Genomic DNA, 12,770 nt, shown 5'->3' on the forward strand with positions numbered 1-12,770 from the left:
CAACGAAGGCAGGAGTTAGGGGGCAGGAGGCAGGAGGAAAACTGACCCCTAACTCCTGCCCGTGACCGGAGGGAACTTGGGTTTAAGACCCCCACCAAATTAAAAATTTGGTGGCTTTTATTCAGGAGGGGTCTGAATCCCCTTGTGAATAAGACCTTCTGCCTTCTGCCTCCTTCAATTATAAGTTCCTTAAGTAAGCAATACTTCGCCAAAATTTGATACTTTAGTTCTGTGCATCTGTCACAGGAAACAATTATTGAATTTACGAACTAAGACTCAAGAGTTATTGGAAAATTGACAGTGAAGGTAGTCCCAATGCCTTGAATGCTTTCAACTTGAATATGACCCTGATGATGTTCGACAATAGCTTGGGCGATCGCTAATCCCAATCCTGAACCAGCAGCGCTGGCTGTAGCTGTATTCCCAGTTGTATGAGTCCGTGCCGGATCTACGCGATAAAAGCGATCAAACAAGCGTGGTAGTGCTTCTGCTGGAATTCCAACACCAGTATCACTCACTTTAACTTGCAACTGAGCGGTGGTATAACGTAGTCCAGAAACGCGATTTATTCCCTCTATCCGCGCCAATTCAACTTTCACGCGTCCACCTGCTGGTGTGTAATGCAAAGCATTAGCAATTAAATTTGTGAACAGCCGCACCAGTTGATCCCAATTGCCTACAAGGGTAAACCAATTTTCCAGTAATTCTGGGTTAGTTTCAGAAGCAGGCGGATCAACTAAGTCTAGAGAAAGGGCAATTTTTTTTTCAGGAAATAATAATTGTTGTTCTTCAACCACCTCCATCAACAAAGCGTCCATCGGACAAGGTGAAAAGATATCTTTGCTAATACCACTATCCTGTCGTGCTAAGAACAGTAAGTCATTGACTAATTTCCCCAAACGCTGCGTTAACCGTTCCACTATCTTTAATTGTTGCCGATACTGCAAAGAAGTAGCTGCTTGTGTCTCTGCTAAATCCAAGTCAGCAAGGGCAACTTGCACATTTGTTTGAATCAAAGTAATCGGACTTCTAAGTTCATGGGAAGCATCAGCAGTAAATTGTTTGAGGCGTTGATAAGATTCACGTACGGGTTCCATCGCTTTACCCGAAAGAAACCAGCCACTTGCGCCTACAGAAAGCACCATTACCCCAATACCTAGTGCCAAATCAAAAATTAGCTGGCGACTAGGTTTAGTAACTTCAAACCAGGGATGACTAACACGCAGATATCCTAATACCTGCCGTCCCACTTGCACTCGTTGGGTAACTTGCCGTAATAATAGTGCTGAGTCGCTCCAAGCCCCCTTCTCTGCCTTGACTACGCGTACAGTTTCACCAGTAAGATTGGCATGAATGGGAATATTTAGGGGTTCAAACAGAGTTGACCAGAGTAATTCACCCGTCGGGCTAAACCATTCTAGGTCAATATGGTCATCTTCTACATTGTCAGCATTATTGCGAAAACTGGATTCTACATTAACGCGGAATTTGCCAACATCACCATTGATCGGCTCAACTACAAGCGATCGCTCGACAATTTCCACCACATGATTGAGGGTATCGTCAATCCGCTCGATTAATGTACTGCGGACATATAAATATACTCCACTGGCGAATAATAATAGTAATACAGCGGTGATGGCAGTGTACCAGACGGCAAGACGGCGACGAGTAGCTTGAAACATTAAGTCAGTGAGTTAGGGAAGATGAAAACAGAGATGGTATCACCAATTATTTTCTCTACATAGACTTTCAGTATGGTTATTATAAGGCGCTTCACCCTATGCACTATTTAACTTACTATGTTTATATTCTCCAGTGAAATGGGCTATATCTGCCTGCCTTTAGGTCATTATGGCAAAATCTAAAAAAAGCTCTAACCCTATCAATCTCAGCGATCCACAATATTATCTTAACCGAGAGTTAAGCTGGCTGGAATTTAATAGCAGGGTGTTACATGAAGCCTGTGACGATCGCACACCTCTTCTGGAACGCCTCAAGTTTTTGGGAATCTTCAACTCTAATTTGGATGAGTTTTTCATGGTGCGGGTTGCTGCTTTAAAGCAACAAGTAGATGCAAAAATCAGCCTGTTAACTCCCGATGGTCGGACACCACAACAACAGCTAGACGATATTCGGTCTACCCTGATTCCTCATGTAATAAAAGAGCATCAACATTTTGAGCAAATACTTCGTCCCCTATTAGCAAATCATGGTATCCATATTCTGGATTACATAGATTTGAATCAAAAACAGCGAACTCATCTAAATAGCTATTTTGAGGAACAAGTATTTCCAGTTTTGACTCCTTTGGCTGTTGATCCTAGTCATCCCTTTCCTTTTATTTCTAATCTCAGTCTAAATCTGGCTGTTGTGGTCAAAAATCCAGACACTGAAGAAGAATTCTTTGCCAGAGTTAAAGTCCCCAGTGTTCTCCCACGATTTTTACCGATTCCGCCGGAATTGGGAGATCAAAATAACGAAAAACCTGCCCACTGGACTGGAGTACCTTTAGAACAAGCGATCGCTCATAACTTGGAATCTCTATTTCCAGGCATGAACATTCAAGAATACCATCCGTTCCGCATTACCCGTGATGCCGATTTAGTCTTAGAAGAAGATGAGGCAGATGACTTATTGTTAGCAATCGAACAGGAACTGCGAAAACGACGGCTAGGTGGGAGTCCAGTCCGCTTAGAGATTCAATCCCAGACTCCTGAAATAGTGCGATCGCGATTATTGCACGATTTGGAATTAACAGAAAGCGATCTTTACGAAGTAGATGGTCTTTTGGGACTGCGGGATTTGATGTCTTTTATGGCCTTGCCATTGCCAGAACTTAAAGATCCACCACGCCAATCTGTTGTACCATTACGCCTGCAAAGGCTGAGGGAACCAAGTTTAAACCCAGATGCGCCAGAGACAGACGAAGGAAAAGACTTTTTTGCTGTAATTCAAGAAAAGGATTTGCTAGTACACCATCCTTATCAATCCTTTTCGGCTACAGTGGTGCGCTTTATTACCCATGCTGCCTACGATCCGAATGTGTTAGCCATCAAGATGACCCTTTACCGGACTTCTGGTGACTCGCCCATTGTCAACGCTTTAATTGCAGCTGCCGAAAATGGCAAGCAGGTATCCGTACTGGTGGAATTGAAGGCGCGATTTGATGAAGAGAATAATATTTACTGGGCAAGACGACTAGAAAGAGTTGGAGTTCATGTTGTCTATGGTCTAGTAGGACTGAAAACCCACAGTAAAACCATCCTGGTGGTACGCCGGGAAAAAGATCGGATGCGTCGCTACGTGCATATTGGCACAGGTAACTATAACCAGAAAACGGCACGGCTGTATACAGACTTAGGATTATTTAGTTGTCGTGAAGAATTAGGTGCTGACATCACAGATTTATTTAATTTCTTGACAGGTTACTCCCTGCAAAAATCTTATCGAGAATTACTGGTTGCACCTGTAAATATGCGCGATCGCTTTTTGGCACTAATTCACCGCGAAATCGAAAACGTTCAGAATGGATTTTCTGGGCGCATTGTTGCCAAAATGAATTCTCTAGTCGATCCGCAAATTATCGCCACTTTATATGAAGCTTCCCGCGCCGGAGTGCAAATTGACTTAATTATCAGAGGCGTTTGCTGTTTGCGCCCAGGACTCAAAGACATTAGTGAAAACATTCGCATAATCAGCATTGTCGGTCGCTTTTTAGAACACTCTCGGATTTATTATTTTCATAACAATACACAAGAGGAAATCTATATCGGTAGTGCCGACTGGATGCGGCGCAATTTAGATCGCCGAGTGGAAGTAATTACCCCAATTAAAGACCCTGATATTGCTAAAGATTTGCAAGAAATTATGGGAATTATGCTCGCCGATAATCGCCAAGCTTGGGAATTACAAACCGATGGCACTTATATTCAACGCCGTCCTTATGAGGATTCTCCAGAAGCTAATTCACAAAAAATTCTTATGAATATGGCATTACGCTCAAGTGGGGTAGTTTCAAACCTGATTGATTAAAAAATAAGTTAGCAATACCTTAATAGCTAGCTCAACTTAGTTTTTTTTAGAAAACTTAACTTTATTGAGAAGTTTTCTAAGTTGTTTGTCATGGGTTCGCACAAGTTATTCAACCACAGGATAGAGTCAGTGCTGGCATTCGTTCCCATAGACTAGAGAGGTTGTTCTGAAATAATTTCGTCTTTCCCCTCAATGCTAATGTTATCCTGTGAGCTTTCTACCTTGCGTGTTCTAGTAGTTGATGACCATGAACTGACTCGTTTAACTTTACAATTAGTTTTTTCTTGCCAGGAAAATATTCAAGTAGTAGGTTTAGCCAGTAATGGTGAAGAAGCTATAGAAATGGTTAAACGTTGCCATCCTGACGTAATTGTTCTAGATTTACAAATGCCAGTTATGGATGGCTGGAGTGCGTCTAGTCACATTAAAGCTATATCTCCAAACACGCAGATCCTTGCTTACTCCTCAGTGGAAGACGTAAATCTTCAGGGAACAAAGGCAATGTCTAGCTTTGATAACGTTTGTAAGAAAGATGTACCTACAAGCGAACTTATTGCCTTAGTTAGGCAGTTAGGTCACCGTGCAGGCGATGTTTAACTTGCCGGATAAATTATACAGCAATTATACAGCTATATTCCTTTGCAAACTCACGCTTAGTTCAGTTTGAGGATTTGAGAACATGATAGTACTGAGGAGCGTCGGTATAACTTGAGGTTAATGGTTAAACCGACGCAATTTTTGATAATTTCTACTCTATCGGAATGGTGCGTCGAAATTCATCAATTAATTCGTCTAGCTCTTCCAAAGCCTGATTTACGTCAACTCTCAAAGTTCCCAAATTTGGTTGCTCAAGTAAGCCTAACAGGTACTCGCGTTTGCTTTGAACTGCGAGAATTCGTTCTTTTATAGTCTGTATATCCATTACCTTTTTCCTATTTTTAACTACCTTTAAATTTAAAGTTAACTCAAAATCCAACATTCTGGCGCACTCTACGCCTTAGTAGTCTACTATACTAAGCTTGTGACTGAGGAACTTTCCGCGTTCCTGCATCTACCGAAGTTCTGGGCAAGGAAGATAGAACCTCTTGTTCATGGAAATTTTGAGTTGGTTGAATACTACTGACTAGAGACGATGTTCTTCCCTAAATTGTTATTCATAGCCGATGATAATAAAACTGAGGTATTCAGAATTTATATTAATTTAAGCTCATGCTACGCAAAATCTCTTTGGGAACACTCGGTTTAACTATTGGTGGCATATTAACCATCATAGGCTTCGTCGCCTATGCTGATAATAATGCCACACTCAATCTTGTCGGATTTTTTTACGGGATTCCTCTATTGTTGGGAGGGTTGGCCCTGAAAGCTAATGAACTCAAGCCAGTACCCTTTAGCCAAATTACGTCACCGTCAGCCTTGATATTGCGGGAACAGCAAGCAACTGATACTCAAAATAAAATTCGCAAAGACATCACCCGATATCGTTACGGCCAAGATGCTCATCTAGATACAACACTTTCTTTTCTGGGTTTGAGTCCCTCAGACCAGGAACGGCCAACAGTAACAGGCTTACGAGAAACAGAAATCAATGGCAAATATGCCCTAATTTTAGAATTTGATTCACCCCTAGTGCCAATTGATGTGTGGCAAAAAAAGCAGGAAAAAATGACCAACTATTTTGGCCCTGGATTGGAGGTTGAAATAACGCAGCCATCTGAAAATACAATTGAGTTAGCGCTGATCCATGCTCCACAACAGTCATTAGTCAGTAGTCAATAGTCAAGAAGAGAAATTATGATTGTCTAAACTCCATGCGTTGATGGCTGTCGTTATCCACATTCCTGTAACAGTTAAAGTGTAATGTTAACCAACATCTCACCCATAAGTTAACTTCTGAACTAATAGCTTCTATAAGACTAAGGGAGGAATGAAATTTTCACTTTTTAAAAGCAATAGAAGCTATTAGCCTCGGAATTTATTCTCAGACCGGATAGCAATAAAACGGAAGTTTAAAAGATTTTGATTAATGATAAAGCTTTTAAGTATAAGATTTCCCCCCTGCTTCTTCCTTAACTTATTTTCCTTTTAACCACTTATGAAACAAGTCACTTTTCTAAACGAACTGCATACCACTGCAAATATTGCCCTGGAGCAATATCTAATTTGCAACTTGTGTCAAGTAAGTATTGTGCTTGAGCTTCCGCAGTATCAAACTTTTGCAAGTCAGGTGGTAAATCTTGAATTATGAGTTGTTGGAGAGTTATTTTGAGCTTTTCTAATAACTCTGATTGTGTTAGGAATTGCTCTGATTGATTTGTTTCTAGAACAACAAAATGATCTTGCTGATACATTAATGAGTCTGGCATTTTAAAGATTTAGTGGATGTAAATAGGGTTTAATTTTTTTGTAAGAACTTCTGATTTTAACGTAGCTAATAAAACTTTCCTTTGATGTGCTGTCTGGCAAGAAATTTAAAATTTAATTGTTGAAAGTATTAATTTTGTTCTAGTATATCTTCATTTAAACTTAATAACAAATCTATAGTTTTTCAAAAAAAATAATCTATTTTTTAATTTAACTAAACTATACTGAATGAAATGTAATAAAAGTTTTACTTGATTTCTTAACCTGAACTTGTTGAGAAATAAAGCTTTGCACCAAGTTTAATATCAATTTTATGTAATTATACTCAACCTCCGCAGCAGTTACCAAATAACTAAATAAATTTAAGTCCAGGATACTTGTATTTTGCCTTAAATCTCTTTGAAGCATACCTTGGCGATCATTTTAACCTGTATCTTTAGGTTTCTAAACTAACTACAAAACTAAAATAATTAAGATGTGCATTTGCAATTCTCAAAAAAATTTCAATTTGACTTTAGCAATGGGGAAATATAAAAGTAACATTTCCTCCCATAACCACAGCCGAACAAAAAGGTAACAATTGCCTTCGTGTTCCAATTATAGATTGTCTATGCAACTTAGTTATCTACCGCTTGCTTGGCTCACTAACATTGAGCAGTCTATTGCCAAAAAACAGTTGATTGTGAAGCTAGACACACCTTTGCCACAAATCCTGGCATTGATGAAAACAGCGACCGCTCCCATGCGATTGAGTTGCACAGCCTTTTTCAGGATAGTCCCGCAAGTGGAAGGCAACTCATGTCAGGCATAAGCTCATTTTCTGTATCTAAACAACCACCACTGATTCTAGTGGCTGATGATGACAAAACCATCCGCGTGTTGTTGCGTAAAGCTATGGAACAAGAAGGTTACCGAGTGGTCGAGGTCAATGATGGTAAGCAATGTTTAGATGCTTACGAGGCTATCAAACCGGATATAGTTTTGCTAGATGCTGTAATGCCTGTGATGGATGGTTTTACCTGCTGTAGGCACTTGCTCCAGATTGCCAGGAATAATCTAAGATCAGCTGTTGCAACCTTTGATACTGACTCGGCACTTAATAATACTGTGATCTCTAAGATATGGGAGCGCACTCCTATATTGATGATCACGTGCTTGGATGATGAAGAATCCGTAGACCGTGCTTTTGACGCAGGGGCGACTGATTATGTCACTAAACCAATTCACTGGCCTGTATTGCGCCAAAGGTTACGCCGACTACTACAGCAAGTGCAAGTATACAAACAATTAGAGGCGGCAAACCAAGCTTTGCAGCACCTTGCCAATGTAGATGGCTTAACTGAGTTGGCTAATCGTCGCCGTTTTGACGATTACCTCAATGCTCAGTGGATTAATCTGGCACAAGAGGAATCTCCTTTGTCAATGATTTTGTGTGATATCGATTATTTTAAGTTTTATAACGATAAATATGGTCATCCTGCCGGAGATGTTTGTTTACAAAAAGTGGGAGCTGTATTAAGCCTCAAGGCACAAAAACATCAGGATTTAGTAGCGCGTTATGGTGGAGAAGAATTTGCTGTGATTATGCCATACACGCCTGCATCTGGCGCAGTTCACGTTGCCGCAGCGATACAAGAGGGAATAAAAGATTTGCGAATTGTTCATGATGGGTCTGCGGTGAGTCAGCATATCACCTTAAGTATGGGCGTGGCTACTGTTGTGCCCACTTGGGAATCCTCACCTTCAGATTTGATTGTCCAGGCAGATAAAGCACTTTACCAAGCTAAGGCTGGGGGGCGCGATCGCTTTGTTTCAAGTTTTTAATTGTCATTAGTCATTATTCATTAATGAATGACTAATCCTTAAAAAGGATAAACTGGTAGTGTGAAGTGAAACCATGCTCCATTATTGGGGGCAGAGTCTACCCAAATTTGACCATAATGTGCCAGGATAATCCGTTGGCATAAACAAAGGCCAATCCCGTAGCCTACTGTACCTTCATCCCGTTGCAGGCGGAAGTGGTTTTCAAAGATGCGATCGCGATTCTCTACAGGAATACCAGGCCCAGTATCGCCAATACTAAACTGAACTTTTTGGGTAGTACGGTGCAATCCGGCAACACTAATCCTGCCACCTTCTGGGGTATATTTGATGGCATTATCCAACAGATTCACTAGCACTTGACGGATGCGTTCTGGGTCAGCATATACATAGGGCAAATCACTAGGAATATCTATTTCTACCTTTTGAGATTTGGCGGTGTAGCGATCGCACAATTCTTCTAGTACATCTAAGAAAAGTTTACCTAGTTGTACTTTTTGTGGTAAAATCGGAAACTCTGTATCTTTGCCACGACCTACCTCTAAAAGGTCAGCAATCATCCGGTTAATAACCTTAGTTTGATTGCGGGCTTGTTTTAATAAATGCGCCGTCATCGATGGCTTAAGGCGCTGGAATTGTCCTGTATCTGAATTGTAGTTAGACTGGAGAGTTTCGATGGCGATCGCAGCAGCAGTTAGCGGATTGCGAAGATCGTGCGCCAGCATAGAAATCACCCGGTCTTTAAACTGTAGCTGCTCTTGGAGGTTATCTTTTTCCTGCTTCAAACGAAAAATTTCGTCTGAGAGTCGGATTAATTCCGCAGAAACAGCAACTGAACGGATAGTGGATTTGGGTAACATCACCCTAGTATTGTCGTCTATACGTTCTTGTAAGTCTTCCTGCACTTTTAAGTAAGCGTCTACAGCAGTTTGCCAGCGAGGCCACCAATTTTTCAATTGCGCTATTATATTACTCCCAGCTAGAACCTGTCGTGGTTCCGGATGGATTTTGATTAAAGCTGGCGTTGCTATCAATTTAAAGTGTTCTGCTAAGTAAGGTTGTTGTCCAACATCGATAGTTTGAAGTTCAAAACTATACTCAGCCTGCAATTCTTTTAAGTAAGCACGGATTCGCTGTACTTGTTGCCGGGACTTTGGGCGTCCATCGACAAACAGTAACAGCTGGAGTGGAGCCTCAGAATAAATAGGCTGATCCTGGGAAACTTGCATGTAATCGTGTTTCAGCACTGGTAACAACCCGGCGACGCTTTACAGAAAGTAAAATAGACTGACGGTTGTCAATGGTCGTTGTTTTTCTTCAATTTAATATCTATTCTAGATTCTTAATACTCCTATCAGTTCTGCGTTTTTGACATAGACATATCTTTTTCAGCCTTTTGCCGCGTTTTGGTTAACTTCATCTCCAAGAAACGCCCAAGTCCCTTGAATATAAGTCTTAATTTGCCCTGAATCAAAAATTTTCGTCAGAGCTAGCAGGTGAAAGGTTTAAAACTATGTCAATTCGAGTACTTGCTTTGAACAAGCGATTACCCAAGCAAACGCAGATGCTAATTGTATCTAATCTATCAGGAAGCTGTTAACTGTTCAGACCAAGTTTGTAGAGGGCTTTCTCAACCGCCAGTGCATCCGATGAAGTGTCTTTTTTGCCTCTACCCAATCATTACTAAAATTGGGAAAACAGTTACAGCTAACTATAGTACTGCCTCTATAACTTGCGAAGCACACCCTCTATCCAGCCTTCCTAAAATAATCCTTACCCTATCCCAGAAGAACAGGAGATGGATTGCCAAGGAGAAAACTTTGGATAACCTAGAGGCGATGCCTACGGCGGTAAACTACGCATTTTTAGAGTCAGCACTCACTGTTTTCGAGGCTGCCAAGAAACTCTTGACTACAGCGCAAGTAGCACTTTCCCCAGAAAATCAATTTAGAGATACTAGGAAAACTGTTGCGATACTTGACTGCTTTGCCTATGACCCCGACCCCCAAGAACCACAAACTTACGCTAAGTTCCTGAAATTGCCTAATATTGGCATTTTCTACCTATTGCCTTACTCAGCTTACCATCGTCAGATGAATAATTTCCAGAATCGATTTTAAGCTAGCGTTAGCGAACTTTATCTATTCCCCTCTTTGAGTGAGGCTAAGGGGGGCTTTAGTTCTAGTCTATCACTTCAGTTGGTTGGCGTAGCCTTTGCCCGCCGTAGGCATGGCACCAACCTAATGCATCTGGAAAAAGATAAAGCTTTTAGTACCTACACTCTTATTTGGTGGCCTCCCTTCAGCGATCATTTTTGGATTCGTCAAGTACTTGGTTTGAGCATCCAAATCATAAAACTCTTATCTAGCAGGTATTTCACGTTTATTTATGTTTTTTTCCCAAAAATGTTAGTTTGCCAGAATTTTAGGGAACTCTATAAATAAGCATGGGAATTATCAAAACCTAATGGCTGTAAAACGAAGACAATACGGTAGCTTTTGCTACCGTTTACTCATTTTTAGAGATATTATCATTTTTACCAACAAAGACATTTACCAAGAGGGCGTTGTGAGTCGGTAGTGTCTTTTAGTGATAAGCTGATGCGCGCCTAAATTGTATAAACACTCTTTACGGTCGTTAACTGTTGACGGTTATCAGTCAACAGTCATAGGTCATCAGCCTTCATGTAAATGTTCAAGTTAAATGCGTAACAGCTTATACCAATTTGAAAAAAGAATGCGACAGATGGGTAAGGGCACAACAATGTTGTGCCCTTACAAATAATTGATGTGTCGCAAACATTATTTGAATTGGTATTATTAATAAGCTAGAGAGGCAGAGGAGCAGAGTAAATGGGTTTTTATCCAATATTCCATTCCTAATGCTTAATGCCCCATGCTCATTTAATGAACAGTGTGCGCTAGGGTAGAAATTGAAACTCAATTTGTGATTTCCTGTGCTTCCCTGTAAACGTCCAGCTGTATTTCTAATTTGGCCTGTTCTACTGACTTCGTTAACAGCCTGTGCTAACAGTCCAATCACCAAAAACCTTGAAGAATCTTTAGCGGCAGATCCTAAGCTGCAAAGCAATCCAGTTGTCTTTGGAGAATCTCAGAGTAATCAACCGCAAGCACAGCAAAACGAATCAACAGTTCAGTTACCACCTGATTTTCCCAACGAGATCCCACTATATTCCAATGCCAAACTACAGGAAGTGACACCTGCTAGCGGCTCAGAAAACAGAATCTCAACTCGTTGGCTAAGTTCTGACCCCAGTAACTTTATTGCTAATTTTTATAGTAGCCAGTTTAAAACAAATAATTGGCAGATTTTGCAACAGCCAACAGATGATGCGGGAGGTGTGTTTGAGGCACGTCGTAACGATTTGCTGTTGAAGGTTTCCATTCAGCCTAAATCAGTTACTAACCCTACACCAAATCAACCCCAAACAGCAACCGAATTATTAATTGACTACGTACTGAATAGTACTGCAACGGCACAATCTACCCCAACTACAAATCCTAACGAAATAACTAACGCCGTTCCTCAACCAGGTAATCCACAGTTCATTGGGCCGATACCACCCGCAAACCTGGCAGCACAGCCACCAAATACAGCTAATAACCAAACAACTTCTACAGCCACAGCCGAATCTCAGGAATTCAATGATCTGAATAAGGCACCCCAAGAATGGCGGCAACATATCCAAGACTTGGCTGCATTAGGTGTTTTGTCTATAGAACCAGAGGCAACCAAGAGCAATACTACCACAACTAACCAGTTTGAACCCGGTAAAATCGTTACACATCGGGAATATGCTCGTTGGCTAATTGCTGCTAACAATGCCATGTATGCCAGCAATCCAGCTAAACAAATTCGCTTGGCATCAGAAACTACTCAACCAGCTTTTAGTGATGTGTCGGCAAAAGACCCTGATTTTCCAGCAATTCAGGGATTAGCCGAGGCTGGGTTAATTCCCAGTCCTTTGTCTGGAGATTCTACAGTAGTTTTGTTTCGTCCTGATGCACCCCTAACGCGGGAACAGTTGCTGCTGTGGAAATTACCTCTAGATACTCGCCAAGTTTTACCCTCTGCTAACTTAGATGCGGTCAAACAGACCTGGGGTTTCCAAGATGCGGCGCGAATTGACCCCAAGGCTTTAAGAGCAGTGTTGGCTGATTACCAGAATGCTGAACAATCAAATATTCGGCGGGTATTTGGTTATACAACTCTGTTTCAACCCAAAAAACCAGTAACTCGTGCTGAGGCTGCTACAGCTTTGTCGTATTTTGGCAGTCAGGGTGAGGGTGTATCGGCTAGTGAAGCTTTGAAATTAAAGCGAAGTTAAAGTGAAGTTAAAGCTAAAGTGATGGCTACAACGATTTACGCTTATGCAGCCTTGATTTGATCGCAGTGAGTTCATAGCAATCACAAAAGTGGACAATATCTACCCTTTAGCATAGAAAGTTTGCTATCTATTTGTAATATACTTTTTTTATTAAAAAAATGTAAATCTAAGTATTTACACCCTTTTAAGCTGTGCTTGATGA

11 protein-coding genes are annotated in these 12,770 nt (G+C 41.0%); 7 read left to right on the forward strand and 4 right to left on the reverse strand.

Going from position 1 to position 12,770, the window contains the following annotated elements; genetic code table 11:
- Positions 1-269: 269 nt before the first annotated feature.
- Positions 270-1,685, reverse strand: coding sequence for an ATP-binding protein (locus H6G26_RS21835; protein WP_190731251.1), 1,416 nt, complete (start codon positions 1,683-1,685; stop codon positions 270-272).
- A 169-nt stretch (positions 1,686-1,854) separates the two neighbouring features.
- On the opposite strand from H6G26_RS21835, the gene ppk1 reads away from it, so the two are divergent.
- The gene (gene ppk1 / locus H6G26_RS21840; RefSeq protein ID WP_190731252.1) at positions 1,855-4,035 is read left to right on the forward strand and encodes a polyphosphate kinase 1; all 2,181 of its coding nucleotides are present in this window, start codon (positions 1,855-1,857) and stop codon (positions 4,033-4,035) included.
- 192 nt (positions 4,036-4,227) lie between these two features.
- Entirely contained in the window at positions 4,228-4,632 is a 405-nt protein-coding gene (locus H6G26_RS21845; protein ID WP_190731253.1) for a response regulator transcription factor, read from the forward strand.
- 151 nt (positions 4,633-4,783) lie between these two features.
- Here the strand turns inward: H6G26_RS21845 and H6G26_RS21850 are convergent, their stop codons facing one another.
- Complete coding sequence (locus H6G26_RS21850; protein WP_190731254.1) at positions 4,784-4,957, reverse strand: hypothetical protein; 174 nt, start codon at positions 4,955-4,957, stop codon at positions 4,784-4,786.
- Between the two features lie 287 nt (positions 4,958-5,244).
- Here H6G26_RS21850 and H6G26_RS21855 point away from each other — a divergent pair, with 287 nt between their 5' ends.
- The gene (locus H6G26_RS21855) at positions 5,245-5,814 is read left to right on the forward strand and encodes a DUF2854 domain-containing protein (RefSeq protein WP_190731255.1); all 570 of its coding nucleotides are present in this window, start codon (positions 5,245-5,247) and stop codon (positions 5,812-5,814) included.
- A 326-nt stretch (positions 5,815-6,140) separates the two neighbouring features.
- Here the strand turns inward: H6G26_RS21855 and H6G26_RS21860 are convergent, their stop codons facing one another.
- Positions 6,141-6,401, reverse strand: coding sequence for a chlororespiratory reduction protein 7 (locus H6G26_RS21860; protein WP_190731256.1), 261 nt, complete (start codon positions 6,399-6,401; stop codon positions 6,141-6,143).
- 608 nt (positions 6,402-7,009) lie between these two features.
- Here H6G26_RS21860 and H6G26_RS21865 point away from each other — a divergent pair.
- Both H6G26_RS21865 and H6G26_RS21870 read left to right on the forward strand, forming a co-directional pair.
- A complete protein-coding gene (locus H6G26_RS21865) occupies positions 7,010-7,210 on the forward strand; it encodes a hypothetical protein (RefSeq protein ID WP_190731257.1) in 201 nt (66 codons plus the stop codon).
- The gene (locus H6G26_RS21870) at positions 7,198-8,223 is read left to right on the forward strand and encodes a PleD family two-component system response regulator (protein WP_190731258.1); all 1,026 of its coding nucleotides are present in this window, start codon (positions 7,198-7,200) and stop codon (positions 8,221-8,223) included. Before H6G26_RS21865 ends, H6G26_RS21870 begins: the two co-directional genes overlap by 13 nt.
- 38 nt (positions 8,224-8,261) lie before the next feature.
- On the opposite strand, the gene H6G26_RS21875 is transcribed toward H6G26_RS21870, so the two are convergent.
- Complete coding sequence (locus tag H6G26_RS21875) at positions 8,262-9,467, reverse strand: histidine kinase (RefSeq protein WP_190731259.1); 1,206 nt, start codon at positions 9,465-9,467, stop codon at positions 8,262-8,264.
- 573 nt (positions 9,468-10,040) lie between these two features.
- On the opposite strand from H6G26_RS21875, the gene H6G26_RS21880 reads away from it, so the two are divergent.
- Both H6G26_RS21880 and H6G26_RS21885 read left to right on the forward strand, forming a co-directional pair.
- On the forward strand, positions 10,041-10,340 hold the full coding sequence (locus tag H6G26_RS21880) for a hypothetical protein (RefSeq protein ID WP_190731260.1): 300 nt from the start codon (positions 10,041-10,043) through the stop codon (positions 10,338-10,340).
- A gap of 836 nt (positions 10,341-11,176) precedes the next feature.
- On the forward strand, positions 11,177-12,568 hold the full coding sequence (locus tag H6G26_RS21885) for an S-layer homology domain-containing protein (RefSeq protein ID WP_190731261.1): 1,392 nt from the start codon (positions 11,177-11,179) through the stop codon (positions 12,566-12,568).
- The last annotated feature ends 202 nt before the right edge of the window (positions 12,569-12,770 follow it).

The organism is Nostoc sp. FACHB-888 (genome assembly GCF_014696655.1).
Classification (GTDB): domain Bacteria; phylum Cyanobacteriota; class Cyanobacteriia; order Cyanobacteriales; family Nostocaceae; genus Nostoc.

What these genes read in the sequence shown, in the direction of transcription:
- H6G26_RS21835 (WP_190731251.1), bottom strand. Translation starts at nt 1,685, where the DNA reads ATGTTTCAAGCTACTCGTCGCCGTCTTGCCGTCTGGTACACTGCCATC.
- ppk1 (WP_190731252.1), top strand. Translation starts at nt 1,855, where the DNA reads ATGGCAAAATCTAAAAAAAGCTCTAACCCTATCAATCTCAGCGATCCA.
- H6G26_RS21845 (WP_190731253.1), top strand. Translation starts at nt 4,228, where the DNA reads ATGCTAATGTTATCCTGTGAGCTTTCTACCTTGCGTGTTCTAGTAGTT.
- H6G26_RS21850 (WP_190731254.1), bottom strand. Translation starts at nt 4,957, where the DNA reads ATGGATATACAGACTATAAAAGAACGAATTCTCGCAGTTCAAAGCAAA.
- H6G26_RS21855 (WP_190731255.1), top strand. Translation starts at nt 5,245, where the DNA reads ATGCTACGCAAAATCTCTTTGGGAACACTCGGTTTAACTATTGGTGGC.
- H6G26_RS21860 (WP_190731256.1), bottom strand. Translation starts at nt 6,401, where the DNA reads ATGCCAGACTCATTAATGTATCAGCAAGATCATTTTGTTGTTCTAGAA.
- H6G26_RS21865 (WP_190731257.1), top strand. Translation starts at nt 7,010, where the DNA reads ATGCAACTTAGTTATCTACCGCTTGCTTGGCTCACTAACATTGAGCAG.
- H6G26_RS21870 (WP_190731258.1), top strand. Translation starts at nt 7,198, where the DNA reads ATGTCAGGCATAAGCTCATTTTCTGTATCTAAACAACCACCACTGATT.